The sequence below is a fragment of the Streptomyces sindenensis genome (genome assembly GCF_014649035.1).
Lineage (GTDB): Bacteria > Actinomycetota > Actinomycetes > Streptomycetales > Streptomycetaceae > Streptomyces > Streptomyces sindenensis.
Genome location: NZ_BMSG01000002.1, coordinates 406241 through 432424, shown reverse-complemented (window position 1 = coordinate 432424; position 26184 = coordinate 406241). Strand labels below are relative to the sequence as shown.

Below are 26184 nucleotides of genomic sequence, written 5' to 3'. Positions count from 1 at the left end.
GCGATGACGCGAGCCCCGGACTTCGTCAGCCTCAACGGCCCTGACAACGTCGGCAAGACGACCCACCTGGTGCGGCTGGCCGGACAATGGGACAGCTTCCAGTCGCTGGGCGCGGTCCACGAGCACGATCCCGAGCCCTGGGCACGGGTGGCCGTCGACGGCTACGCCCGGTGGTGGTTCGAAACGTCCACGACGGTCGAGCTGACCGAGATGCTGCTCGCCGGTCATGCCAAGCGGGCCGCCGCACGTGAGGGCGGGCGAACGGGTCTGCTGGACCGGGGCCTGCCCATGCTTCTCGCCGTGGCCGCTGCGACCTGCGTAGTCAAGGACGGGCTGACCGTCGGCGAGGCGTTCAAGACCGTGACGGGAATCACCGGTTCGCGGGCCGCCACACCCGAGACCTCCATCCTCCTGCTCCCGTCGTCCGACGCCGAACGCAGTTACGCCATCACCAGCGCCCGCGAGGGCCGCCCCTGGACCGGGATCTACCCGGAGTACCAGAAGACGCTGCACGCGGTCCTGCTCCACCAGGTCGACCATGGTGCGTTCACCGCGGTCGTCGACTGCGAGGGCCGCTCCTTGGACGCCGTGCACAGCGATGTGCTCGATTGCCTCGGCCTCAGCCGACTCATCGACGGGAGTCCCCGATGACGCAGAACTCCCCGCCCCTGGTCCTGCCGCCCAGTCTGTCCCGCACCGTGGCAGCGCTCCAGGACAAGGACCGGAACCGCCTGGACGACACCATCACCCGGCTCCACACCGTCAACGGGCGCCTGTGGGACACCGAGGACCGGGTGCGCAGCGCCTTACTCTCCGCCGCCCAGGTCGCCGACTGCAAGCGCGAGATCGACCAGCTCAATGCCGAACGGAACCTGCTCGCCGAGCGGGCTGACGAGGTCCTCGGCTCGCTGGCCGACGCAGGCCGCGCCGACGTACCGCTGCACACCGAGACGCTCGCCTCCGTCATCGACCGCCTCTCGGTGCTGACACTGAGGATCTGGCACAGCGAACGGGCAGCTGCCCGGGACGAGTTGGCCCGCCGACGTGTCCCCGCCCTTCACGGCCAGCGCGAGGAACTGTGCGCCGCCCTCGACGCGCTGGTCTCCGACGTCGTCGCAGGCCGCCGCCGGCTCCCCGTACCGGCTCGCTTCAAGCTGTACGGCCGGGACGACGCCGCCCCCGCAGAGATCAAGCCGAGTCGGCGGCTGCGCCGGGTCCTCGCCTTCGGTGGACTGAGCGAGTGCGGCAAGAGCACCAGCGCCGAGTTCGTCCAGCGCACCTGCGGTGCGCAACGCTTCAAGATCGGCTTCCTGTTGCGGCAGGCGGCCCATCGGGAGGGTCTCGCGGACCCGTACGCCCTGTCGTCCCGTCGGCAGGCCGAGCTGCTGCTCGGTGAGCTGAACCGTTTCGCGGACGCGCACGTCGACACGGAGCTGTTCACCATCGAGTCCGTCCACGACGACGCCTCGATCGCCGAGCTCAAGCGGCTCATGGGCGACGCACTCCAGATCGTCTACCTGGACGCCTCCTTCGCCATTCGCGTCGAGCGGTCCGGTACTCCGGCACAGGCCGTCGCCGCGAAGGACGAGATAAAGATGAGCCGTGGCGCCCATCAGGTCGCCGCGCTCGCCGACCACGTCATCGACAACACCGGCAGCATCGCCGCCCTCCGCGCCCGGCTCCGGCGCATCGCCGCCCCGCCCGCATCCACGGCGCTGCGCGCGGCCACTCCGTACGGGCTGGGACTGCCTGCCGCCATAGCCTCGGCGACGGCCGACTTCACCGACGCGGTACGGGCCTACGGCCCCGGCGTACGGCTCGCCGCACTGACCGGCAGTCCCGGCGAGGGCAGCTGGATCGCCGGCTGGTCCGACCTGGACCTCCTCGTGATCGCCGAGCACGAGGCCATCGGCCGGGTCCACGAGGCCCTGGAGCAGTACCGGACCGCCCTCGGCGGTGCGGCCTCCCTCGGCCCCACCCTCGTCACCCCCGGCGAACTGACCGCCCGGCGCCTCACGCCGCGCCTGGCGTTCGTCATCCACCAGCTCCAGCAGGGCAGCCCTGTTCTGCATGCCGCACCCACCCTCGAACTGCCGACGATCAGCCGAGGCGAGCTGGCGTTCGCCGCTGTCCGGGAACTCCCCCAGGTCATACTGACCATGCGCCGTCTGCGCGCCGACGCGGGGCCGACCGCACTGCGGCAGCTCTACAAGCACCTCGTGCTCGCCTGCCGCCTGCTCCTGCGCGAGCACAACCAGTGGGAGTCCGGCCCCGATCGGATCCTCGCCGCAGCCTCCCGCATGCCGGGCCTGACGGCTCTCTCGGTGCCCTCTCTGGCCGAGATCTCCAGCGCTTGGCGCGACGGCGAGGCCGGCCTCGTCCTCAAGCCCGTCACCATGGCAGTCGACCAGCTCCTCACCTGGTACGCCGTCCAGCTCGCCGCCTGAACAGGCTCCCTCTCCCTCCTCGTTCTCCGTCCGACAGGAGCTTCGCCATGCCCAAAACCATCGCCGTGCCGTCCTTCACCGCCCGGATCGTCGAACGGCTCAGCGTCGGAGCCACGAGCCGCCGCGAGCGCGTCATCCATTCCTTGGACGGCCTGGAGAACCCGGTCCACCCCGAGACCCTCGCCCACACAGGAGCCGGCCTCTGGCGTCTACTCCAGGAGCAGGTGCCGGACGGACTCGGCTCCGTGGACTTCCTCCTCGGCCTGGACGCCGGCGGCATCCTGCCGACCGTTGCCCTCGCCAGCGCCGCTCAGCTCCCGTACAAGATCGCCTGGAAGCTGCACCTCCCGCTCGACGGCGCGGTCCGCTTCAGCGAGCCCCACGCGATGCGCACCGACGTCTTCGCGTACGGCATCACTCCCGGGCAGCGCATCGTCATCGTGGACGACGAGATCACCACCGGCCGGACCCTGGCTGACCTCACCCGTCGCCTCCGCGAGGCCGGCGCCGCCCCGCTGGTGGCGGCCTGCCTGGTGGAGGACACGACCCGCGGAGCCCGCGACCTGCTCACCGACCTCGGTCTGCCGCTCGTCTCGCTCACCACGATCGAGAGCGCGGAATGACAGCTCTGGCCCCGGCGGGGATCCGGTTCCACCACGGTTCCCTGATCATCCCAGCCGGGGCCGTCCACACCACCCCGCTCGGGTACGACCGGGACAGCGTTCCCGTCGGCGCACCGCTACCCCTGGCTGCCTCCGCCGAGCTTGTCCACCGCCTGAGCGGGTGCGGCGAGATCGTCGTGGCCTTCGAGGGGAAGCTCGGTGACACGCTCCTCGCACTGTCGGGGGTCCGCGCGGTCCTCGATTGGATGCGGCTGCGGTCGGTACGCGTGGCCGTCCGGGCGGTGGGTCCGTACGCGGGGCTGATCGCCCGCCTGGGGCTGATCACGCAGCCCCAGGCCAGCGCTCCCAGCGGCTGGCGAGCCGTGATCGGCGACCGCACGGGCGTTGAGGCGCACGGCTCGGAGGCGGTGGTGAGCCTGGTGCTCGACCCAGCCGCCCCGCCGTGCTGGTCGAGCGACGGCCGCGCCCACCCGGACCTGCCCGCCCGCCACTACCTGGCTCTGGAGCGCCGCCTAGGCATCCGCCTGTCCGGCACGGCTCCGTTCGCTCCCACCCTCGCGACCGGGCCGAACAACCTCGTGGAGGAGCTGCGCTCGGTGGGCTGGCTGGGCGGTCTGACCATCGCCGCCATCACCGCCACCAGTTGGCCGGAGCGCAAGGACTACACCGCCCAGCGCTTTATCGCCCTCGCCGAGCACATCGCCGAGGCACAGCAGGCCCAGGCCCGGCTGCTGCTCATCGGCGGCAACCCGGGCGACGGCCTCCGCGTCACGGCGGAGGCTCCCCGGCGTCACGTGCAAGCCCTCCACATCCACGGGATGCCAGCCGACGGCCTCGTCGACCTCTTCCCGCACTGCCACCTGACCGTCGGCAACGACACCGGCCTCACCCACCTCGCCGCGATGGCGCGCGGCGGCCAGGATCGCGGCGGACCGCCGGTCATCGGCCTGTACGCGCGCCACAGCCACAGCAAGTGGCGCACCGGCCTGTCGCACCACCATGCCGTCGCCACCAACCTGTCCGACCGCATGCATCAGGGCGACCTCTGCCCCGTCCGCGACGCCATCGCCCCGAACTCGGACGTGCACATGGACGCCTTCCCGCCCGCCGCGCTGGCCCAGGTCGGCCTCGAACTACTCAACGAGGTGGGGCGATGATCTCCCAGCCTCTACTTCGGGTCGGGCCGGTGCGACGCTTCACCCGCAACCTGCTCTGCCCGGTCGATGTCTTCGGCCACTCGCTGCTCCTGAAGTACACCCGCAACCCGGCCGAGGCTCGCGAGGAGATCCGCGGCCACGCCCGCCTGGCCCGGCACTACCGCGTCCCCGCCCTCCACACCCACCTGCGCGTGCCAGGCGGACATCTCCTCGCGTACGAACGCCTGCCCGGCGGCACCGACCAGGGCCTCCTGCTCGACCTCCTCAACGCGGTCGAGCCGAGCGGTGACCTCCGCACCTACATGGACCAACTCACGGCCGTGTACTGCGAGGTCATTCTCACGACGGCATGGCCGGTTGATCCGGCGCACGTCGTCCGCAAGCTGTACTGGGACCGCGCGGCACCCGGCGGCCGACTCGACACGTACTACGCCGGCAAGGACTTTCTGATCGCCGACGGCCTCATCGACATCCCGGTCTCCCGCCTCGGGACCTACACCCTGAGCATCAACGGCCGCCGACACCGCCTCGACTGGGCTGCCACCCTCCGCTGGCTGCGCGCGCACTTCGCCACGGCAGAGCCGGTCTGGGCGGGCATCACTCAGGGCGACCCCACCGACGTCAACCTCGCCCACCCGCTCGCCTGGTTCGACTACGACACCGCCGGGATGAACAGCATCCCCGGCGAGTTCGCCAACTTCCTCTGGTACGCCGCCGCTCTCGGCGGCTGGCTCGTACCCACCTACAACCCGACCGCCTTCGCCGACCACCCCGCCACCCTCACCCACGTCCCGGCCAACACCCCCGAGATCCGGCGAGCGGCGATCGACCACACCACCAGCACCATCCACATCGACTGCACGCCGCGCCTCTCTGCAACCCGGCGGGCCGCCGTGACGGCGTACTGGAACAAGCTCGTACGACCAGTCGCGGACCGTCTCTGGCCCGGCGAGAACCTGGCGAACCTGCTCCGCCCGTACCTCGCCATGCGCATCCTCGGCGTCTACAACCTGGCCGACCTGACCTCCGAGGACCGGCTCGTCCTGCTCGCCCGTCTTGCCGAGGCCATGAGCCCCACCTTCGACCCCATCACCTACTTCTGCCCGCTGGAGTCGCCATGCCCGGCCCCCTGAACGGCCGCACCGCCCTGGTCACCGGAGCCACCGGCGGCCTCGGCTCGGCCATCGCCCGCCATCTCGCCGCCGACGGCGCCACCGTAGCCCTCGCGCACCTTGATGACGCCCTGGCCGCAGCCGAGCTCGCCGCCCACATCACAGGCAGCGGCGGCGCCGCAATCTCCCTGTCAGCCGACCTCCGCGACGCCGAGGCCGCGCGCGCCCTATGCCACCAGGCCCACGACCGGCTCGGCCCGATCGACATCCTGATCAGCAACGCCGGCGCCTACCCCCGCCGCCCGTGGACAGAGACAACACCGGCTCACTGGGACGAGGCTCTGGCCTCTAACCTGACCAGCCACTACCTCCTCGCCCACGAGCTGACCCCTGCCATGACGGCCGCCGGCTGGGGCCGGATCATCACCATCGGCTCAGTCCTCGCCGCGGCGGGCCGTCACGACCTCGCCGGCTACATCAGTGCCAAGGCCGGCCTCGAAGGACTCACCCGTGCCCTCGCACGCGAACTCGGCCCAGCCGGCATCACCGTGAACTGTGTCGCCCCCGGTTCCATCCGCGTCCCCGCTGAGGACAGCGTCGTCGACGATCCGGAAGCCATGACCACCCGGCAACTCGCCCGCCAGTGCGTCCAGCGCCGAGGCCGCCCGGAGGACATCGCCGCGGCCGTCGCCTTCCTCGCAGCCGACGACGCTGGATTCATCACCGGCCAGACCCTGCGCGTCGACGGAGGCTGGATCCTTGGCTGACATCTGGCTCATGCGCCACGGCGCCTACGAAGGTCACCGCCCCGGCTACCACGCCCCGCACGAAGCCGCCCTCACGCAGGAGGGCCGCGAGCAGGTACGCCGCTCCTTGCCTCTCCCTGAGGGCGTCACCGCGATCGTCACCAGCCCGATCCCCCGTGCCCGTCAGACCGCCACCCTCGTCTCGCACCTCACGGGCCTGCCGATCGTGGCCGCCTCCGGCCTCCTCGCCGAATGGCGCGCACCGAGCATCGTTCTCGGCCGCACGGCCGAGACCTACCCACCGGCCTACCGCGCCTGGCGAGCTCGCCGCCTCGCCAACCCCTCCCTACGCTGCGAAGACGGCGAAAGCCTCACCGACCTCCACACCCGCGCCCGTCGCTGCGCTGCGTTCCTCGACCACACCGCCAGGCGTCACGGCCCCCTCCTGGCCGTCTCCCACACCCTCCTTTTGGGCGTCCTCACGCATCTCCCAGAAGGCCCCGCCGCCTTCGTCACCGCCGCGAAGGCGCCCTGGCAGTTCGCCGAGCGCCGTCTTCTGCCCGTCCGTCAACGAGCGACGCCCGGCCTTCAGCGACCTGCCCAATAAATGGCTCCTGGAAAGATCGTCCGGGCAGAGGTTCTCACCCAGCCTGAAGATCCTCGGAGCCGACAACATCGCCAAGACCACCCGAGCCATCCGCCACGAACCCGAACGAGCACTCACCATCCTGGGCATCACCAACAACCAGGACACTCATGGAACTTGATCCAGCCCTCGCGCCAGAGGCCAAGTGCCCGCAACTCAAGCAGATCAACTTAGAGGCTGCAGGGCTGCCTGGGCTACGGGCGGCCCACGCGACCCAACCTCCCGGATATGAAATCCGCTGCGGTGTAGTCACTTCCTCGCTCAGCGGCCTGGACGGCGCTGGCAAAGGAGACCGCATCCGCAGCGGAGAGGCGATCCTTACGAACCATCTGCGAGAGCAGCTTATGGACGCTTAAGGGGGTCAGGTTGTGGTGGATAGACTCGATGCGCGCGTTGTAGTCCTCGCAGAGTAGGTACGGATCCACCTCGGCCAACCGCTCGGCCATGGCCATGATCACTGACTCTGCCCAATGCTCCCCCGGGTGCTTCAGCACCCGTCCGCTACGCAGGACATCCTGAATCTCTGCAACGCGCTCCGGGTCGACGAATGTGCTCGTGTCCACTGGCTCTCCGAGCCAACCGAGTTGCCCCAGGGCCGCTGCGGCCAGAGTCTTCTCGGCCGGGCGGCCTTGACTTGCCAGGCGTTCCAGTTCATCGAAGACAACGTCTAGCACGACGTGGCGCTGCGTGCCGACTTCACGCTGAATGGCCGCTCGCAACCCGTCATCCGTCGCAAGACTCAGCACGGAAGACGTGTCGACGAACCAAAGTAGTGGCTTAGCAGGCGCGGGAACAGTCACCGCGCCGCTCCCACTCAGGCGAACACCTCAGAGTCCGCTTCCATCACCGCGTCCCACAGCGCATCGTCGTCTTCACGTTGAAGCAGCGTCGCGACCACCCCCAAGCCCACTTGCTCCCCGCGGGCGGCTGCCACTGCGGCGCCAAGGAGGCGCTCAGGTGCCCGGACAACATGCTGCGGAGTAACGCCGGCTCCCGTGGGAGCAACCGAGGCATGACGAGCAACGAGATCGCCAACCCGCTGACTACGTAGTTGCTGGCCCTGCTCGAAAGTGATCAATCCCATGACATACAGCTGGTAAACCATTGCGGCCAAGGAGACACCAAACTGCTCCATCAGCGCCACCAGACTGCGTTCAGTGACTCGGCCTGCACTGAGCCACCGCAGGGTCTCACGAATACCCTCCTCGGGCATCAGTAGATGTCCAGCGAAGGCATTGACACGCCGCTCCTGCTGGTCGTCGGCAAACATGTCCCGCTCGCCCTCGTCGATGATGTCCCTGGGGTCACCAAAGAGGTGATGCCCAAGCTCGTGCGCGAGCGTGAACCGAACGTGCCCTTGAGAGAAATTGGTGCTCGCCACGATCAAGGCCACGTTGTCTCCGTGAACGCAGAGTCCGTCCGCCTCAGTCCCCAGAGGGGACAGCGCTACGTCGACCCCGAAGTGGCGCTCAATTTGCCCAGGCAAATCGCCCAGCTCATGAGTCCCAAGCCCCAGTGCACTGCGTGTGCGTTCAGCCAACCGCTTGCCCTGGCGTTGCGCCTCAGCCCTGTTGCGCGGTCGCTCACCCATCTCACTTCGCGCAAACGCAAGCACCTGCTGACCCGAGGGGCTGGCCGAGGCGGGCCACAGCTTCGCCCGCTGGGCCAAGATGTCCTCGACTTCCAATAGCTCCAGAGCACGCTGCTTCGCATTGCTGTCCTCGTGCGCGCCCGTGCTGCCGGCCAGCCTGTGAGCCATCGCCAGGGTCGGTCGGGACGCTTGGCCCAGCAGATGGGCGATGGTCACTCCCAGTGCCTCAGCGAACCTAGGCAGCTCCCGGACGCTTACCTTGCGCCGACCGTTCTCGATCTTCGAGATCTGATCCTTGCCGAGCCCTACGAGCTCACCCAAGGCTTCTCCAGTCAGCGCCCGCCGCAAGCGAGCCTGTCCGACCCTCTGCCCGATCTCGGCTGCCGTAGCAGCACTCGATGGTACCGCTGGCACCAATGAGCCGAGCGCTTCCAGCCCTGTCAGTCCATTTCCCATGAGCGCCTCCCCGCGCGGCATTCTCTACTGGTCAAGTGTCGCAACCCCCTTCCATGATCGCAACTATCCCTACCACACAGTTGCGCATTCGTAGTCGCCGCCTACCTCCAAGCGGGTCGCACAGCGTCGAGCGTCCGAGGGCATCCAATTCCACAGACGTCCGCGGCGCAGTGGTCCCCCGCCAAGGGTCGGCACCCCTGGCCGGTGCGCCCCCCTGGGAGACGGTGGTCTCAGTCGTGGTCTCATTCACCCCCGGCCGACCCCGTCCGGCCAAGGGCACCCTAAACACTCCACCGCAGGTCAGAACGGGTACGACCCCCACCGAACCCCCGTACGAACATTTGGAAAGCGTGTTGGGGGCAACCCCTCACGAGTTCGAATCTCGTATCCTCCGCCATTGCTCTCACCGGGCAATACGTCGAAGGCCCCCGCAGCTCGCTGCGGGGGCCTTCGACGTTGATGACCTCAGTTCCGGTCCCATTCCTTTCCGACACAAGAGACATTTCATCCGCCGACTTGCTGCCAGGTCGAGTCACAGGACATCGCCTTCACTCAGAAGCAGGTCTCTGCCGACTCAGGACGCAGGCGTCCCCCGCGACAGGACGCAGGCGTCCCCGCGATCCGCCATCCCGGGTCTGCGCAGGACCGATTACGGTCGGAGAGCATCGGCACTCGCCTTTGTTAGGTGCCCCCCTCGGCAAGCCCAGTGGATCAACTCTGGCCGCGTGGCTGAGTGATCTGGACGTCGACCGGCTTGAGCGGGTCCTGGCAGCTCGCCCGGATGCCGTGTCCTCGCCGGAACCACGATCGTTCGGCGAACTCGCGGACCGCCTTCAGCACCCGGCGTCGGTGGCCCTGGTTTTGACCGGACTCGCGCTGCCACACCTGCAGGTAGCCGAGACACTGGCGGCGTTGGGGCCCGTTCCCTGTGCCACCCTGGCCGATCCGAGGGAGCGGACACGACCTCCGAGGAACTGCGCCGAGCGCTGCTACGAGCCGCCACTACGATCGCCGACCATGGACTGGGTCGAGCGCACCGTGCAGTTGAGGCAGTGGACGAGGAGCGGGACGCGGGCTCCGCACAAGCCGTTGCTGTTCCTGTACGCGCTCAGCCGGTTCCAGCAGGGCGCCGATGACGAGCTGCGGTACAGCGCAGTGGAGGAGGACCTGCGGGGACTGCTCGCCGAATACGGTCCTGGTAACCGGACGACGCCCGCCTATCCCTTCCATCACTTGGTGAGTGACGGCGTGTGGGAGGTGCGCACCGAGCGCGGGCCGGGCAGCCCCGGGACCGGGGTCAGGGAACTGCGCGCGACCGGCGCCGCTGGGCGGCTGACGCCGGAGCTGAGGGCGGCGCTGCGGCGGGAGCCGTCTCTTCTCGGCCGGATGACTCGCGTGCTGCTCGATCTGAACTTCCCGCCCTCCCTCCACGGCGAGCTGTGCGAAGCCGTCGGCCTGGAGCTGGAGGAGGCCGAGACCGCACCGCTCTCGGCCGCGCGCAGGCAGCGGGACCGGCGGATGCGCGAGATGGTCCTGACGGCGTACGAGTACCAGTGCGCCTTCTGCGGGTACGACGGCAGGATCGGCGCGGTGCCGGTCGGGCTTGAGGCCGCCCATGTGCGCTGGTGGGCGTTCGACGGACCGGACGACGTCGAGAACGGGCTGTGCCTGTGCTCGCTGCACCACAAGCTGTTCGACAAAGGCGTACTCGGTCTCGGCGAAGGCCCTGGCGAGGGCCACCGCATCCAGGTCTCGCAGAGCTTCGTCGGCCACAGCGCCGCCGCCCGCGAGCACGTCATCACGCTCGCCGGCCGGCCGCTCATCGGCCCCCAGCCGGGCGTCCGCCCCATCGCCGCCGCCCACCGTTCCTGGCACACCAGCCAGGTCTTCCACGGCAGCCCGCGTCCCGCCACGACCGCCTGACCGCCGACCCGGCGGCCACGAGACTGCGCTGGCAAGGGGCGCGGCCCCAAGAGTATGGTCTCTTGTATGGCGACGAAGAAGGTAACGGTGACGATCCCCGAGGACCTCCTGGACGAGATCCGTGCGGAGGCGGCAGAACGGGGGATTTCGGCGTACGTCGCCGAGGCGCTGCGCTTCAAGCGCGACCGGGACCGACTGGGGGAGCTGTCGGACTGGCTGCAGGAGGAGCACGGCCCTCTCACCGAGGAAGAGCGCGCCACAGCGTTCGAGGAGTTGGAGGACCTCGACGCCGAGCACGAGCGGCGGCGCGCCACCGGAACGCACGGCACCGGAGAAGCCGCGTGAGGAAGCGGTCCGGTGCATCCGGGCAGCGGCCACTGCGCGTCTTCGTACTGGACTGCGAAGCCCTGTCCCAGGCCGTGAGCGGCGACCGGAAGATGATCGCGTGGCTCGACCTCGCAGCCCGGGGCGAAGCCGAGGTGGTCACGTCTCCGATGACGCTGGTCGAGGCGCACGACGGCAGAACCACCGAGCAGCGCTGGGACTGGGTGCTCTCCCGGCTCAAAGTCGCCGACATCGGGAAGGAGGAGGCCCGCCGGGCCCGCCGCCTGCTGTCGGATGCGAGGCTGCACGGCCACAAGTACGCGATCGACGCGATACTCGCCGTCATCGCGCGCCAGCAGAAGGGGCAGGTCACGGTCTTCACCTCGGACGTGGACGACCTTGAGAGGCTGGTTCCGGAGTCGATCGTCGTCAAGAAGGTATGACCCGGCGCTCCGGTCCCGGTCCTGGTCTCATTCGCCCCCGTCCAGTGCCGTTCACCATCCCTCCGACGCGCGGCTCCGTCCCAGGTCAGAACGGCCTCGCCCCTCTCCGAACCCCCGGACGAACAGGTGGAAAGCGTGTTGGGGGGCAACCCCTCACGCGTTCGAGTCTCGTATCCTCCGTCATTGCTCTCACCGGGCAATACGTCGAAGGCTCCCCCGCAGTTCGCTGCGGGGGAGCCTTCGACGTGTTCCGGCACAGGTTCTCCGCCATCGCAGGGGGACGGCACTCTCCCTCACCCCGATCCTTGCCTCGGCGAACCAACGGTGTCACCATTGGTTCAAAATTGGCGGGCGAGCCTTTGCGAGGTGCGGTGACATGGTGGGCGACCGGAAGCGGGGGGCCGGGGCAGGGGTGATCGCGACGGCTACGGCTGTTGCGGCGGGTGCTGCGGGGGTGCGGTGGGTGTGGCGGCATCAGGACGAGCTGATGATGCGCCCGCCGTTGAACGAGTGGACGTTCTCGCACATGTCGCTGCTGCTGCCGACGGAGACCGTGCCGCGCGCCGGGCGCCCGAGCGTCCTGCCGCGGGCTCCCCGGCCGCTGGACTTCACGTACGAGTGGGACGGGTCGGCACGGACGCTGTCCGACCTGCACACCCGGACGCGTACGACGGGGTTCGCGGTGGTGCACCGAGGGCGACTGGTGCACGAGGTCTACCCGGGCCGGTTCGCCGGGCCGCACCGCCGGTTCCAGTTGTTCTCGCTGACGAAGTCGGTGACGTCGATGCTGCTGGGGATCGCGCTGGAGGAGGGCGCGATCGGGTCGACGGACGACAAGGTCGTCACGTACTGCCCGGAGCTGGCCGGTTCGGCGTTCGACGGCCCCACGGTCGAGGACCTGCTGCAGATGAGCAGCGGGGCGGGCGGGGAGGAGGACTACGAGGACCCGGACGCCCCCGTCAACCGGCTGATGCGCGCGGTGGCCGGGCAGGGGGGCACCGTGCTGGAAACCGTACGGTCGGTGCGGCCGCACAGCACTCCGGGCACCTGGTTCAACTACTCGACGCTCGACACCCAGGTGCTGGGCTGGGTCCTGGAGGCGGCGACCGGCCGGACGCTGGCGCGGTACGCCGCCGAGCGGCTGTGGGGGCCGGTCGGAGCGGAGTCCGACGCCTACTACGCGCTGTCGCGGAGAGCGCCGCGTACGGCCGTCGGCGGCGGATCGTTCAACGCCACGGTGCGGGACATGGCCCGGGTCGGGTTGCTGATGGCCCGTGGCGGCCGGTGGGGCGGGGAGCAGATCGTCCCCCGGCGGTGGGTCGAGCGCAGCCGCGGGGCCGGCCTGCCGCACCTGGAGGGCGGTGCGCTCGGCGAGAGGTACCCGGCCCATTACGGGTACTCCAACCAGTGGTGGACCCTCGGCGGGGAGCACCGTGCCTTCACCGGCCTCGGGATATACGGGCAGCATCTCTGGGTCGACCCGGAGGCCGACGTGGTGGTGGTGAAGACCAGCGCCTGGCCGGTGGCCGACGACCCCGCGCTGGACGGCGAGACCGTGACGGCGATCTCCGCGCTGGTGGCCCACCTCTCGGCGGACGGGTAGTCGTCCCCCGGGGCCCCGTGGCCGCGCGCCTAGGATGGGAGCATGACGGATCCTGACAGCACGGCCCCCAGATCCGTCGGCTCCAGGCGGGGGCGGCCGCCCTCGAACACGCTCAGCCGGGAACGCATCCTGGACGCGGCCCTGGCGGTGCTGGAGCAGGAAGGCCCGGAGGCCCTGACGCTGCGCAGGCTCGGGGCGGATCTGGGGTCCAACCACACGGCGGTGCTGCGCTATTTCTCCGGCAAGGACGACATCCTGCTCGGCCTCGCCGAACAGCTGATCGCCGAGGCCGTCGACGGCTTCGAGCCCGGCCCGACCTGGCGGGCGACCCTGACCGAGCTGGCCCGCCGGGTGCGCCGGGCCTGCCAGGCGCACCCGGCCCTGGCCGTGCTGGTCGCCTCCCGGGTGTCCCGGCGCGACGCGGAGTTCCGGGGAGCGGACCTGGTCATCGGTGCGCTGCTGGAAGCGGGTTTCGGCGCGCGGGAGTCCGCCCGCTACTACCGGGCGCTGGTCGACGTCACGCTCGCGATGAGTTCCTTCGAAGCCGCCTCGGCGGTACTGGACGGGCCCGAGCGGGAGGGCGACCGGATGGCCTGGCAGCGCGAGTACCTGATGGCCTCTCCGCAGCGTTTCCCGCAACTCGCCTCCGTAGCACCGTATTTGGCCGAGGCAGACGAGGACGATCAGTTCGAGTTCGTGATGGGGCTGCTGCTGGACGCGGTGGAGGCACGCTCCCGGCGGCCCGCGTGACGCGGTCCCACGCCGCTTCCGGGGCCGACGGACCGGGCAGGGCCGGACCGGGCCGCGACGAGGGTCCCTCGTAAGGCAATCGCCCACGAGGAGGGAAGTCCTCACCCATGGGCCGGCCCCGCCCCTGGGAGGAGGCCCTACCTACCGCGCACCTGGATCAAGGCGTGCGTACCGCTCGTACGCCAAGCCGCGCCGGACCGTTCCAGAGCGTCCAGAGTCTTCTGCTCCAACCCCACCACCACGTCGGACTTCAGCGTGCGCAGCGCCGCGACGGCCCCGGGGAAGTACGCCGTGCGGTCCGCGAACGGCGTCGTCTCGGCCCACATCCGATCGCCGACCAGCCGACGGTAGTTGAGGTCGCCCTTCAGGATCGTCAGGGTGGCCGCCGCGAACTCCGCCCGCAGGCCCCCCGGCATCTCCTCGTACGGCAGCGGCGCGCAGAAGAACGGATGGGCCAAGACCTCCAGGCGTCCCGTGGCCATGGCGTCCCAGAGGCGGCTTCCGATGCGGCCCGCCTCACCGGGCGCGTCCGCCAGGCGGCGCAGGCAGTCGACGACGTCGGCGGTCATCGCGTCGGAGACGTAGTACGGGTGGGGCTTCACGTGGAGCACGATCCGCTCGGCATGACGGTGCAGGAGGAGGTGGTCGATGAGGATCAGGTCCGGGATCAGCTCCCGCCCCGCGTTGTCCGCCACCACGGCGACCGTAACGCCTGCTCCGGCGGGCAGGAGCCGCTGGAGCCGGGCGCTGTCGTCGGCGACCAGGTCCTCGGACGGAGCGCCGGGTGCCGCGTCTCCCTCCGTGACGCGGAAGCCCAGGTCCGCGCGGTTGCCCCGGACCGCGGCGTGGAGCAGGGCCGTGGCCCGCTCGTCGGCCGGTACGTCGGCGAGCGCGTCCAGGGCGCGGAGCTCCTCGTCCACCGCCGTGCCGCGAAGCTCGGCCCGCTTGAAGGGGGCGAAGGGGTCGACGCCCCGCCACGGTCCCGTGCCGAAGTACCCGACGGCGCCGAGGAGCCTGCGGTAGAAGTAGCTCTCCGCCCACAGGAACGGGGCGTCGAACCACGATCGCCCGAAGAGCTCCCGCCCCCAGACCGACCACTGCTCGTGGCCGGGCTCCGAAGGGGCGAGGGGTTCGATCACCCCGTTGTCGTTCTGCTCCAGCAGGGCGTCGAGTGCCTCGTGCTGGCGGGGGCCGTACGGAAAGGCGTCCCGTACCTGCTGGATCAGGGCCGGGTGGCGCTCGGCCAGGACGCTCCGGGCGAACGAGCCGGGCTCGTTGCTCAGGACGACCCGTGCGTCCCGTTCGGAGGCCGGGCGGGGGCCGCCGCTGTCGGGGCCGCCATCCGAGCTCCGGGCCGTCTTCTCCGCCACGCTGTGCGCCTTTCGCTTGCCGCTCACGCGTCTTCGGCCTTCAGGGCCACCAGGCGGGCGGCCACCGTCCCGGGCTCCGAGGGCGAGGGGGTGAGGCCGAAGTGCTCCACCAGTTCGGTCCGCAGGAACGCGGCGATCTCCGCCTGGTCCGCGCCACGGCGCAGCCTCCCCAGGAGGGGCGCGAGCAGGCAGTCGTACTCGTCGGGCACCTCGTCGGCGACACCGACCGGATCCCACTCGTTGAGGAGCTGCCGCAGGTTCTTCTCGGTCAGGCCGGTCCCGGTTCGCATGGGTGCAGGATGCCATCCGGTGCGGGCAGCCGGCCGCTCGCCGGCTGCGGGCCTCGCCGGGCGGGCCGGCAGGGGCTGCCGTCCGTGCTCATCGCCCCGGACTCGTCAGCGGGTGAACCGGCTCGCCCTGCGGCGGTGTTCGCGCGCCATGCCCTCGGCGGAGCGAGTGCCGGGGGCAACTACCACCCTTTTCGGACAACCCTGCGCCACTCGGGGGACACCAGACAACCCGACCGCCCTGGTACCGCATCTCCTAGGCCGGACACAGCGTCGCCACAGGTGAGTTGAGTTGGGGCCGTGCTGATCGTCCACGTTCCATCGCGCACTCGGAAGCCGGAAGTACGAGGAATGATGACCAGATCCCCGCAGGCCCGCACCAACCGCCTCACCCGCCCCTCGATCGCCGTTGCCGCGGCCGTCGCCGTGACGGCGGGCGTCGTTGCCGCCGCGCCCGACGCCAAGACGGCCGAGCCGGCGCCGAAGCTCAGCCTGATCGCCGCCACCACCTCGGTGACGCTCGACTCCTGGAAGGAGGACCCCGGGGTCTATCTCGACCTCGGGACCTATCTGACCTCGGAGAACGGCGCCTTCGAGCTCAAGGTGACCCGTAAGTCGTACAAGGATCCGGTCGTCGCGACGCAGGTGTTGCGGAACGGGAAGAAGACCACCACCAAGGCGCTTCCCGCCGGGCTCGTGAAGGACTTCTCCGGGCTGCCGGACTTCGCGCGGATCTCCGTCACCGACGCGGCCGGGAAGACCGTGCTGAAGCAGACCGAGTCCTTCTGCCCCAACAACGCCTCGGGGCGGATCCGGCCGGACGCACCCGCCAACTCGAAGTATCCGCAGAGCTGTCCGGTGAACCCCTTCACCCTCGGCTCGGTGTGGGGCGTGGAGAACGGCTGGGCGTCCAACACCTACGCCGGGTACTACGCCAAGCCGGTCCAGCTGGCCGCCGGGACCTACACCGCCAAGATCTCCGTGACGAAGAAGTACCGCGACCTCTTCGGCATCGCGAACAAGCCGCGGTCGGTCAAGGTGACCGTCCGGGAGCGTAGTTGGGAACAGGAGGAGCAGGGTGGAGGCGCCGCGGCCCGCAGCGCGGCTCCCCGGTCCTCCCAGTCCGCCGAGTCCGCGGCCGGGCACCAGGGGCACGGCGGCCACGAAGGGCACCAGGGGCACCAGGGGCATGACGGGCACGGGCAGGCCGCCGACGCGCCCGCCGCCTCGGCCCATGCCGCGCCCGCCGCCTCCGCCCATGCCGCGCACGGCGCTCCCGCCCGCCCCGAGGCTCCCGCCGCCCGGACGGCCGGCGCCACCCCCACGTTCAACGTCGGTCACGGGCCCTACCCGCCCGCTCCGCCCGCCCTGCCCTGGGCGCTGAAGAAGGAGTCCCTCCAGCGGCAGGCCTTCTCGGCCGCCAGGGTCGGCGACCGGGCCGGGCAGACCGACGGATCGCGGCAGGCCCCCGCGGCCAGGCCCAACGCCAAGCGGCCCGCCGGCAAGGCCACCGTTCCCGACGTACCCAAGCCGGACCTGCGCTCGCTGCCCGCGTACGGCATCACCGTCAGCGACGGTTACGAGGACGTCCCCGGCAAGGACTACCTCGCCTTCAGCGCCAACGTGTGGAACGCGGGCCCGGCCAAGCTCGTCGTGGACGGCTTCCGCTCCCCGGGCAAGAAGCTGATGGACGCCTACCAGTACTTCTACGACGCCAAGGGCAAGCAGGTCGGCTACACCCCGACCGGCACCATGGAGTGGGACCCGCGCCCCGGCCACGAGCACTGGCACTTCACGGACTTCGCCAGCTACCGGCTGCTGAAGGCCGACAAGAAGGAGTCGGTGCGCAGCGGCAAGGAGGCGTTCTGCCTCGCCAACACCGACGCCGTCGACTACACGGTGAAGAACGCCAACTGGCACCCGGACAACACCGACCTGTCCACCGCGTGCGGCCAGGAGAACTCGATCTCCGTCCGCGAGGTGCTCGACGTCGGCTCCGGTGACACCTACACCCAGGACCTGCCGGGCCAGTCCTTCGACATCACGGGTCTGCCGAACGGCACGTACTACATCCAGGTCCTCGCCAACCCGGAGAACCGGCTCAAGGAGACCAACCACAAGAACAACAGCGCCCTGCGCAAGGTGATCCTCGGCGGCAAGAAGGGCGCCCGGACCGTGAAGGTCCCGGCCCACCACCTGGTGGACGCCAACTAGTCGCTGTCAGCGGGGCGTCGACGCGCTCCGTGCCGCGCCATCGGCCGGCCCCGGGAGAGTTGGCTCTCCCGGGGCCGGCCGGTTTCAGCGGGCCGGGCGCGTCAGTCCTCGCCCTCCAGGTTCCCTTCCGTCTCCAGGTACACCTGGCGCAGCGCTTCCAGGACCGCCGGGTCCGGCTCGGCCCACATGCCGCGGGACTCGGCCTCCAGCAGGCGTTCCGCGATGCCGTGCAGGGCCCAGGGGTTGGCCTCCTGGAGGAACTGCTTGTTCTCCGGGTCCAGGACGTACGTCTGGGTGAGCTTGTCGTACATCCAGTCGGCGACCACGCCGGTCGTGGCGTCGTAGCCGAAGAGGTAGTCGACGGTGGCCGCCAGCTCGAACGCGCCCTTGTAGCCGTGGCGGCGCATCGCCTCGATCCACTTGGGGTTGACCACACGGGCGCGGAAGACGCGTGACGTCTCCTCGACGAGCGTGCGCGTGCGGACCGTTTCGGGGCGGGTGGAGTCGCCGATGTACGCCTCCGGGGCCGTGCCCTTCAGCGCGCGCACGGTGGCCACCATGCCGCCGTGGTACTGGAAGTAGTCGTCGGAGTCCGCGATGTCGTGCTCGCGGGTGTCGGTGTTCTTCGCGGCGACCTCGATGCGCTTGTAGGCGCTCTCCATCTCCTCGCGGGCCGGGCGGCCGTCGAGTTCGCGGCCGTAGGCGTAGCCGCCCCAGACCGTGTAGACCTCGGCGAGGTCGGCGTCGGTGCGCCAGTCGCGGGAGTCGATGAGCTGGAGGAGGCCCGCGCCGTACGTGCCGGGGCGGGAGCCGAAGATGCGGGTGGTGGCCCGGCGTTCGTCGCCGTGTTCGGCGAGGTCGGCCTGGGTGTGCGCCCGTACGTAGTTGCGCTCGGCCGGCTCGTCGAGGGACGCGGCCAGGCGTACGGCGTCGTCGAGGAGGCCCACCGTGTGCGGGAACGCGTCGCGGAAGAAGCCCGAGATGCGGAGCGTGACGTCGATGCGGGGGCGGCCCAACTCCTCGTACGGGATGGGCTCCAGGCCCGTGACCCGGCGCGAGGCGTCGTCCCAGACGGGGCGGATGCCGAGCAGCGCGAACGCCTCGGCGATGTCGTCGCCCGCCGTGCGCATCGCGCTGGTGCCCCAGAGGGAGAGGCCGACCGAGGTCGGCCAGTCGCCGTTGTCGGTGCGGTAGCGGGTCAGGAGGGAGTCGGCCAGGGCCTGGCCCGTCTCCCACGCCAGCTTGGAGGGGACCGCCTTCGGGTCCACGGAGTAGAAGTTGCGGCCCGTCGGGAGCACGTTGACCAGGCCGCGGAGCGGGGAGCCGGAGGGGCCCGCCGGGACGAAGCCGCCGTTCAGCGCGTGGACGGCATGGGTCAGTTCGTCGGTCGTCGCCGCCATGCGCGGGACCACCTCGGTGGCCGCGAAGGTGAGGATGTCGGCCACGGCGTCGGGCAGACCCGCCGCCACCGTTGCCACCGCCTCCGGGTTCCAGTCCGCGTCGTCCATCGCCTGGACCAGGGCGCGCGCCTGCTCCTCGATCGCATCCGCGTCGGTGCGGGTGGCCGCCGACTCGTCCAGGCCCAGCGCCTCGCGGAGGCCGGGGAGCGATGCGGTGCCGCCCCAGATCTGGCGGGCGCGGAGCACGGCGAGGACCAGGTTGACCCGGTCGTTCCCGGCGGGCGGGTTGCCCAGGACGTGCAGGCCGTCGCGGATCTGGACGTCCTTGATCTCGCAGAGCCAGCCGTCCAGATGCATGATGAAGTCGTCGAAGCCCTCGTCCTCCGGGCGGTCCTCCACCCCGAGGTCGTGGTCGAGCTTCGCGGCCTGGATCAGCGTCCAGATCTGGGCGCGGATCGCGGGCAGCTTCGCCGGGTCCATCGCCGCGATCTGGGCGTGCTCGTCGAGGAGTTGCTCCAGACGCGCGATGTCGCCGTAGCTGTCGGCGCGGGCCATCGGGGGGACCAGGTGGTCGATGAGCGTGGCGTGGACGCGGCGCTTCGCCTGCGTGCCCTCGCCCGGGTCGTTCACCAGGAACGGGTAGACGAGCGGAAGATCGCCCAGGGCCGCGTCGGGGCCGCAGGCGGCGGAGAGGCCGGCGTTCTTGCCGGGCAGCCACTCCAGGTTGCCGTGCTTGCCCAGGTGGATCATCGCGTCCGCGCCGAAACCGTTGTCCTCGGCCGAGGCGGCGATCCAGCGGTACGCCGCCAAGTAGTGGTGGGACGGCGGGAGATCGGGGTCGTGGTAGATCGCGATCGGGTTCTCGCCGAAGCCGCGCGGCGGCTGGATGAGGATGAGGAGGTTCCCGCGCCGCAGGGCCGCGAGGACGATGTCGCCCTCCGGGTTGGCCGAACGGTCCACGAACATCTCGCCGGGGGCCGGGCCCCAGTGCCGCTCGACCGCGAGCCGCAGCTCCTGCGGAAGTCCGGCGAACCAGCGGCGGTAGTCGGCGGCCGGGATGCGCACCGGGTTCTTCGCCAACTGCTCCTCGGTCAGCCACTCCTGGTCGTGGCCGCCCGCGTCGATCAGCGCGTAGATCAGCTCGTCGCCGTCGCCGGAGACCAGGCCCGGGATCTCCTCCTCGGGCCCGAAGTCGTACCCCTCGGCGCGCAGGCGGCGCAGCAGGGCCACGGCGCTGGCGGGGGTGTCGAGGCCGACCGCGTTGCCGATGCGGGAGTGCTTCGTCGGGTAGGCGGAGAGGACCAGCGCGATCTTCTTCTGCGCGTTCGGGATGTTCCGCAGTTTCGCGTGGCGTACGGCGATCCCGGCGACCCGGGCGGCGCGCTCGGCGTCGGGGACGTACGCCGGGAGCCCGTCCTCGTCGATCTCCTTGAAGGAGAACGGGACCGTGATCAGGCGGCCGTCGAACTCCGGGACCGCGATCTGGGTGGCCGCGTCCAGCGGGGAGACGCCCTCGTCGTTCTCCTCCCAGGCGGTACGCGGGCCGGTGAGGCAGAGCGCCTGGAGGATCGGCACGTCGAGCTGGGTCAGCGCGCCCGCGTCCCACGACTCGTCGTCGCCGCCGGCCGACGCCTCGGCGGGCTTCGTGCCGCCCGCCGCGAGGACCGTGGTCACGATGGCGTCGGCGGCACGGAGCCGGTCGATGAGGTCGGCCTCCGGGGTCCGGAGGGACGCGACGTACAGCGGGAGGGGGCGGCCCCCGGCGTCCTCGACCGCCGTGCACAGCGCCTCCACGAACGCGGTGTTCCCGCTCATGTGGTGGGCGCGGTAGTAGAGGACGGCGACCGTCGGCGCGCCCTCGGGCACGGCACGGGCCTCCCGCTCCAGCGGGCCCCACGCGGGGGCCGGGTGGGGCGGCTCGAAGCCGTGGCCGGTCAGCAGCACGGTGTCGGAGAGGAACCGGGCCAGCTGTTCCAGGTTGGCGGGCCCGCCGTGCGCGAGGTACGCGTGCGCCTCGGCCGCGATCCCGATCGGCACGGTGGACGCGGCCATCAGCTGCGCGTCCGGAGCCTGCTCACCGGTCAGCACGACGACCGGGCGGCCGGTGGCCAGCACCGCGTCGAGCCCCTCCTGCCACGCCCGTACGCCACCGAGGAGCCGTACGACGACGAGGTCGACGCCGTCCAGCAGCTCCGGCAGTCCGTCGAGGTCCACGCGCGAGGGGTTGGCGTACCGGTAGCTGACGGGTCCCTCGGAAGCGCGGGCGCTCAGGAGGTCGGTGTCGGACGTCGACAGGAGCAGGATCATGCTGCGTCAGGCCTTCCTCGGGGTGTCCACGCCCCGGGCGGGTGTCGGAGGGTCTCCCCGGGCGGCCCGGTGGCTACCGGGTGCTCGGAGAAGGGAGTTCCTGACTCGTCCGGCAGCCGGTGGTGGCGGCGACCGGACTCACAGTGGCGGGACCGCGCCGGAATCTCACCGGGCTTCCTCCCCTGTCGCCGTCTGGCGATGGCGGCCTGAACGGACCGCCGTCTGCATCCTAAGCGGCGGGGGTGGGGGCGGGGCAGGGGGCGGGGGTGCGGTGGTGATCACTGTTCGGCGCGGTGACCACGCCGGTGCGGGGGCGTCGATCACCGCCTGCGTCGACGGGGCGGTGGTGTCCGCCGCCCGGTGCGCCGCGGTTCCCGTCGCGAGGCGGGCCGTTCCCCGTGACCCGCTGTCCCACAGGTCACAACCGCGGGCCCATCGCCGGGACCGGCCCGGTCGGTATGCTCGCCGCCATGCCCGATTCCGCCCCCTCGCCCCTTTCCGCGGGCGGCCCAGCCCTCCGCGGCGGCGGCGACGCCTGCCCGGGGACGCTGCGGCTCCACCCGGCCGACGACGGTGCGCTGGCCCGGGTCCGGGTGCCCGGCGGGGTGCTGAGCGCGGACCGGGCGGAGGTGCTGCTCGCGGCGGCCGAACGGTTCGGGGACGGTGAGCTGCATCTCACCTCCCGGGGCAACGTCCAGCTGCGCGGCCTCGCCGCGGCGTGCGGGGGCGCCCTCGCCGAGCTGCTCACCGCCGCCGGGCTGCTGCCGTCCGCCGCGCACGAGCGGGCCCGCAACATCGTGGCCTCGCCGCTCGCCGGCCTGGACGGATCGGCCCCGGTCAGCGGCTGGTTGTCCGAACTGGACGGTCTGGTCTGCCAATCAGCCGCCGCGGCCTCGCTCTCCGGCCGCTTCCTGTTCGCCCTGGACGACGGCCGCGGTGACGTGGACGCGCTGGGCGCCGACGTGACCCTGATCGCGGCGGGCGACAGCTGCCTCCTGCGGATCGGGGCCGAGGACGAGGTGTTCCGGGTGCCGGGCGGGGAAGGACCGCGCGCCGCGCTTCTGGCCGCCGAGGCGTTCCTCCGCGCCGCCCGGGACTCCGGCGCGTGGCGCGTGAAGGACCTGCCCGACGACGTACGGGCCGAACTGGTTCGCGCGGTCAAGGCGGCGGCCGGTCCGGCGGTGGACCGCCCCCGGCCGCGTACGGCGACGCCCCCCGCCCCGGGCCCGCACGGCTCCCCGGACGCGGTCGGCGTCGACGTACCCCTCGGGCGGCTCACCTCCGCGCAGTGGCGGCTGCTCACCGAAACGGCCCGCCGGCACGGCGACGAGCTGCGGCTGACCCCATGGCGCGGGATCGTCGTCCCGGGGCCGTTCGGGCGGCCGGAGGACGCGGCGGCGGCGCTCGACGCCCTGGCGGCGGCCGGGCTGATCACCGCCCCCGACTCCCCGTGGACCGGGGTCGGCGCCTGCATCGGCCACCCCGGCTGCGTGAAGTCCCGGTCCGACGTACGGGCCGAAGCGGGGGCCGCCGTCGGGCCGGTCGGGCGGCTCCCTGTGTACTGGTCCGGGTGCGAACGCCGCTGCGGCCACCCCCACGGGGAGTGGATCGACGTGGTGGTCACGCCCGACGGGCACCGGATCTCGCATGTACACGGGGAGCGGCGGGACCCCCCGCGGACGGTCCGGGACGACCCGGCCGCGCTGGCGGCGGCGGTGGCCGCGGCCCGCGCCTGAGCACGCTCCCCCTCACCCCTACCGGCAGAAGAAAGCGACAGCACTGTGCACCAGTACGAGAAGGACGGACCGGCGATCTACCGCCAGTCCTTCGCCACCATCCGCGCGGAGGCGGATCTCTCCGGGCTGCCCGCCGACGTCAGCCAGGTCGCCGTCCGGATGATCCACGCCTGCGGCATGGTCGATCTCGTGCGCGACCTCGCCTTCTCGCCGAACGCCGTGGCCGACGCCCGTGCCGCTCTGCGCTCCGGCGCGCCGATCCTCTGCGACGTGGCGATGGTGGCCAGCGGGGTCACCCGCAAGCGGCTGCCCGCCGGCAACGACGTGGTGTGCACGCTGTCCGACCCGTCCGTGCCCGAGCTGGCCGCGAAGATGGGGACGACACGCAGTGCGGCGGCCCTGGAGCTGTGGCGGGACCGGATGGAGGGGGCGGTGGTCGCGGTCGGCAACGCGCCGACGGCCCTGTTCCGGCTGCTGGAGATGATCGAGGAGGGCGCCCCGCGCCCGGCCGCCGTGATCGGCGTCCCGGTCGGCTTCGTCGGCGCGATGGAGTCCAAGGAAGCCCTGGCCGAGCACCCGTCGGGCCTGGAGCACCTGATCATCCGCGGCCGGCGCGGCGGCAGCGCGATAGCGGCGGCGGCGCTCAACGCCATCGCGAGCGAGGAAGAGTAGTGATGAGCGAGTCCAGCGGCGGCACGGGCCGTCTCTACGGTGTCGGGCTCGGCCCCGGCGACCCGAACCTGATGACCCTGCGGGCCGTCCGGGCCATCGGGGACGCGGACGTCGTCGCGTACCACAGCGCCCGGCACGGCCGCTCGATCGCGCGCTCCATCGCCGCCGCGCACCTGCGGCCGGACCACATCGAGGAGGCCCTGGTCTACCCCGTCACGACGGAGACCACGGACCACCCCGGCGGCTACCGGGGCGCGTTGGAGGAGTTCTACGAGGAGGCCGCGGCCCGTCTGGCCGCGCATCTGGACGCGGGGCGCACGGTCGCGGTGCTCGCCGAGGGCGACCCGATGTTCTACGGCTCGTACATGCACATGCACAAGCGGCTGGCCGACCGGTACGCGACCGAGGTCATCCCGGGTGTCACCTCCGTCAGTGCTGCCGCCGCCCGGCTCGGCACCCCCCTCGTCGAGGGCGAGGAGATCCTCACGATCCTGCCCGGCACGCTGCCGGAGGAGGAGCTGACGGCCCGTCTCGCCGCGACGGACACGGCGGTCGTGATGAAACTGGGGCGGACGTTCCCGGCGGTGCGCGGCGCGTTCGAGGCGTCGGGCCGGCTGCCGGAGGCGCGGTACGTCGAGCGGGCCACCATGGCCGGGGAGCGTACGGGCGAACTGGCGGACGTCGACCCGGAGTCGGTCCCGTACTTCTCGGTGGCGGTGCTGCCGAGCCGCGTCGACGCGCCGCGCCCCTCCGGAAGAGGCGGCGGCGAGGTCGTGGTCGTCGGCACCGGACCGGCGGGCCCGCTGTGGCTGACGCCCCAGACGCGGGGCGCACTGGCGGCGGCGGACGACGTGGTCGGCTATACCACCTATCTGGACCGGGTGCCGGTACGGCCCGGCCAGGCGCGGCACGGCTCGGACAACAAGGTGGAGTCGGAGCGGGCGGAGTTCGCGCTGGACCTGGCCCGGCGGGGGCACCGGGTCGCGGTGGTCTCGGGCGGCGACCCCGGGGTCTTCGCGATGGCGACGGCGGTGCTGGAGGTGGCCTCGCAGGACGCGTACGCGGACATCCCGGTCCGTGTGCTGCCCGGCGTCACCGCGGCGAACGCCGCCGCCGCCCGCGCGGGCGCGCCGCTGGGCCACGACTACGCCACGATCTCCCTCTCGGACCGGCTCAAGCCGTGGGAGGTCATCGCGGAGCGGCTGCGCGCGGCGGCCTCGGCGGACCTGGTGCTGGCACTGTACAACCCGGGCTCCCAGTCGCGTACGTGGCAGGTCGGCCGGGCCCGCGACCTGCTCCTGGAACACCGCTCGCCGGACACCCCGGTGGTGCTGGCCCGGGACGTGGGCGGGCCGGCGGAGTCCGTCCGTACGGTGCGGCTGGCCGATGTCGATCCGGCGGAGGTGGACATGCGGACGCTGCTGATCGTGGGCTCGTCGCAGACGCGGTGGGTGAAGCGGGGCGAGGACGGCGGTCGGAGCGTCGTCTGGACGCCGCGCCGCTACCCGGAGGCGTAGAGCGCTCGGGCCCGGAGGCGTGGAGCCGATGCCCGCCGGACCGCTCCCGGGAGCACCGGGTCCGCGGATCGCAGGCGCGGGTCCGCTACCCGGAGGCGTGGAGCCGCGCCACCCAGCGCGCGGCCTCGTCGGGCGTACGGGCCACCGGTACCCCTTCCGGTACCGGTGGCCGCCGGACGACCACGACGGGAATCCCGGCCTCACGGGCGGCGGTGAGCTTGGGGGCGGTGGCGTCCCCGCCGCTGTCCTTGGTGACCAGGACGTCGATGCGGTGCCGCCGGAGGAGTTCCCGCTCTCCGTCGAGGTCGAACGGCCCCCGGTCCAGCAGCACTTCCATCCGGGCCGGGCAGGGCGGCTCCGGCGCGTCGACGGACCGCACGAGGAACCACAGCGCGTCGAGGCCCGCCGTCGCGAAGGCGGCGAGCCCCATCCGCCCGGTGGTGAGGAAGACCCGCTCGCCGAGTGCGGGCAGCAGCCCGGCGGCCTCGGCCAGCGATCCGGCGGAGTGCCAGCGGTCACCGTCCTGGGCGACCCAGCCGGGCCGGCGGAGGGCGAGGAGGGGAACATGGGCCAGGGCGGCGGCCTCGGCGGCGTTCCGGCTCATGGCGGCGGCGAAGGGGTGGGTGGCGTCGACGAGGGCGTCGACGTCGTGCTCACGCACCCAGGCGGCGAGCCCCTCGGGGCCCCCGAACCCGCCGACGCGGACCTCGCCCGGCGGCATCCGGGGGGCGGCGACGCGACCGGCGAGCGAGGTGGTGACCCGGACGCCGCGGTCGCCGGCCAGGCTCTCGGCCAGCCGGCGCGCCTCGGTCGTCCCCCCCAGGACAAGAACATGCACGGCAGCAGGCACAGGCATCGGA

At 71.6% G+C, this 26184-nt stretch carries 22 protein-coding genes and 1 riboswitch; of the genes, 16 read left to right on the top strand and 6 right to left on the bottom strand.

Annotated elements, in window-relative coordinates:
* Positions 1-3: 3 nt before the first annotated feature.
* From IE145_RS05185 to IE145_RS05155, 7 genes are read left to right on the top strand one after another with little or no spacing between them, the layout of a single operon-like run.
* The gene (locus IE145_RS05185) at positions 4-651 is read left to right on the top strand and encodes a hypothetical protein (protein WP_189519225.1); all 648 of its coding nucleotides are present in this window, start codon (positions 4-6) and stop codon (positions 649-651) included.
* Positions 648-2447, top strand: coding sequence for a DUF4254 domain-containing protein (locus IE145_RS05180; protein ID WP_189519223.1), 1800 nt, complete (start codon positions 648-650; stop codon positions 2445-2447). Before IE145_RS05185 ends, IE145_RS05180 begins: the two co-directional genes overlap by 4 nt.
* A gap of 47 nt (positions 2448-2494) precedes the next feature.
* Positions 2495-3070 (top strand): phosphoribosyltransferase domain-containing protein, encoded by a 576-nt coding sequence (locus IE145_RS05175; RefSeq protein ID WP_189519221.1) that lies wholly within the window; start codon positions 2495-2497, stop codon positions 3068-3070.
* Positions 3067-4227, top strand: a complete 1161-nt coding sequence (locus IE145_RS05170; RefSeq protein WP_189519219.1) for a glycosyltransferase family 9 protein — start codon at positions 3067-3069, stop codon at positions 4225-4227. Before IE145_RS05175 ends, IE145_RS05170 begins: the two co-directional genes overlap by 4 nt.
* On the top strand, positions 4224-5360 hold the full coding sequence (locus IE145_RS05165) for a hypothetical protein (RefSeq protein ID WP_189519217.1): 1137 nt from the start codon (positions 4224-4226) through the stop codon (positions 5358-5360). Before IE145_RS05170 ends, IE145_RS05165 begins: the two co-directional genes overlap by 4 nt.
* Positions 5345-6106, top strand: coding sequence for an SDR family NAD(P)-dependent oxidoreductase (locus IE145_RS05160; RefSeq protein WP_189519215.1), 762 nt, complete (start codon positions 5345-5347; stop codon positions 6104-6106). The genes IE145_RS05165 and IE145_RS05160 overlap by 16 nt, the downstream gene beginning before the upstream one ends.
* Positions 6099-6692 (top strand): histidine phosphatase family protein, encoded by a 594-nt coding sequence (locus IE145_RS05155; protein ID WP_189519214.1) that lies wholly within the window; start codon positions 6099-6101, stop codon positions 6690-6692. Before IE145_RS05160 ends, IE145_RS05155 begins: the two co-directional genes overlap by 8 nt.
* Before the next feature lie 233 nt (positions 6693-6925).
* Here the strand turns inward: IE145_RS05155 and IE145_RS05150 are convergent, their stop codons facing one another.
* The gene (locus IE145_RS05150) at positions 6926-7531 is read right to left on the bottom strand and encodes a PIN domain-containing protein (protein ID WP_189519212.1); all 606 of its coding nucleotides are present in this window, start codon (positions 7529-7531) and stop codon (positions 6926-6928) included.
* A 14-nt stretch (positions 7532-7545) separates the two neighbouring features.
* On the bottom strand, positions 7546-8778 hold the full coding sequence (locus tag IE145_RS05145) for a helix-turn-helix domain-containing protein (protein ID WP_189519209.1): 1233 nt from the start codon (positions 8776-8778) through the stop codon (positions 7546-7548).
* A 1017-nt stretch (positions 8779-9795) separates the two neighbouring features.
* Between IE145_RS05145 and IE145_RS05140 the strand changes: the two genes are divergently transcribed.
* From IE145_RS05140 to IE145_RS05120, 5 genes are all read left to right on the top strand, one after another.
* Positions 9796-10701 (top strand): phosphorothioated DNA-binding restriction endonuclease, encoded by a 906-nt coding sequence (locus IE145_RS05140; RefSeq protein ID WP_189519201.1) that lies wholly within the window; start codon positions 9796-9798, stop codon positions 10699-10701.
* A gap of 66 nt (positions 10702-10767) precedes the next feature.
* Positions 10768-11046: a ribbon-helix-helix domain-containing protein gene (locus tag IE145_RS05135; RefSeq protein ID WP_189519199.1), complete on the top strand. Its 279-nt coding sequence runs from the start codon at positions 10768-10770 to the stop codon at positions 11044-11046.
* Positions 11043-11468 carry a PIN domain-containing protein gene (locus IE145_RS05130; RefSeq protein ID WP_189519197.1) on the top strand — a complete coding sequence of 142 codons (426 nt, stop codon included), beginning with the start codon at positions 11043-11045 and terminating at the stop codon, positions 11466-11468. The genes IE145_RS05135 and IE145_RS05130 overlap by 4 nt, the downstream gene beginning before the upstream one ends.
* 463 nt (positions 11469-11931) lie before the next feature.
* Entirely contained in the window at positions 11932-13071 is a 1140-nt protein-coding gene (locus IE145_RS05125; protein ID WP_229825338.1) for a serine hydrolase domain-containing protein, read from the top strand.
* A 42-nt stretch (positions 13072-13113) separates the two neighbouring features.
* Complete coding sequence (locus IE145_RS05120) at positions 13114-13821, top strand: TetR/AcrR family transcriptional regulator (RefSeq protein WP_189519195.1); 708 nt, start codon at positions 13114-13116, stop codon at positions 13819-13821.
* Positions 13822-13958: 137 nt separating this feature from the next.
* On the opposite strand, the gene IE145_RS05115 is transcribed toward IE145_RS05120, so the two are convergent.
* Positions 13959-15218 carry a damage-control phosphatase ARMT1 family protein gene (locus IE145_RS05115; protein ID WP_229825335.1) on the bottom strand — a complete coding sequence of 420 codons (1260 nt, stop codon included), beginning with the start codon at positions 15216-15218 and terminating at the stop codon, positions 13959-13961.
* Positions 15215-15481 carry a hypothetical protein gene (locus tag IE145_RS05110; protein WP_189519194.1) on the bottom strand — a complete coding sequence of 89 codons (267 nt, stop codon included), beginning with the start codon at positions 15479-15481 and terminating at the stop codon, positions 15215-15217. Before IE145_RS05110 ends, IE145_RS05115 begins: the two co-directional genes overlap by 4 nt.
* Positions 15482-15829: 348 nt before the next feature.
* Between IE145_RS05110 and IE145_RS05105 the strand changes: the two genes are divergently transcribed.
* Positions 15830-17692, top strand: coding sequence for a lysyl oxidase family protein (locus IE145_RS05105; protein ID WP_189519193.1), 1863 nt, complete (start codon positions 15830-15832; stop codon positions 17690-17692).
* A 101-nt stretch (positions 17693-17793) separates the two neighbouring features.
* Here the strand turns inward: IE145_RS05105 and cobN are convergent, their stop codons facing one another.
* Positions 17794-21399 (bottom strand): cobaltochelatase subunit CobN, encoded by a 3606-nt coding sequence (gene cobN, locus IE145_RS05100; protein ID WP_189519192.1) that lies wholly within the window; start codon positions 21397-21399, stop codon positions 17794-17796.
* A gap of 75 nt (positions 21400-21474) precedes the next feature.
* Positions 21475-21624: riboswitch (cobalamin riboswitch) on the bottom strand.
* Positions 21625-21857: 233 nt separating this feature from the next.
* Here cobN and cobG point away from each other — a divergent pair.
* Genes cobG through IE145_RS05085 form a run of 3 tightly spaced genes read left to right on the top strand, consistent with a single transcriptional unit; the run spans position 21858 to position 25324 of the window.
* Entirely contained in the window at positions 21858-23135 is a 1278-nt protein-coding gene (gene cobG, locus IE145_RS05095; protein ID WP_189519297.1) for a precorrin-3B synthase, read from the top strand.
* Positions 23136-23180: 45 nt separating this feature from the next.
* Positions 23181-23807: a precorrin-8X methylmutase gene (locus IE145_RS05090; RefSeq protein ID WP_189519190.1), complete on the top strand. Its 627-nt coding sequence runs from the start codon at positions 23181-23183 to the stop codon at positions 23805-23807.
* A 2-nt stretch (positions 23808-23809) separates the two neighbouring features.
* Positions 23810-25324, top strand: a complete 1515-nt coding sequence (locus IE145_RS05085) for a precorrin-2 C(20)-methyltransferase (RefSeq protein ID WP_189519188.1) — start codon at positions 23810-23812, stop codon at positions 25322-25324.
* 85 nt (positions 25325-25409) lie between these two features.
* Here IE145_RS05085 and IE145_RS05080 read toward each other — a convergent pair whose 3' ends face one another.
* Positions 25410-26180 carry a cobalt-precorrin-6A reductase gene (locus tag IE145_RS05080; RefSeq protein WP_189519187.1) on the bottom strand — a complete coding sequence of 257 codons (771 nt, stop codon included), beginning with the start codon at positions 26178-26180 and terminating at the stop codon, positions 25410-25412.
* Between the last annotated feature and the right edge of the window lie 4 nt (positions 26181-26184).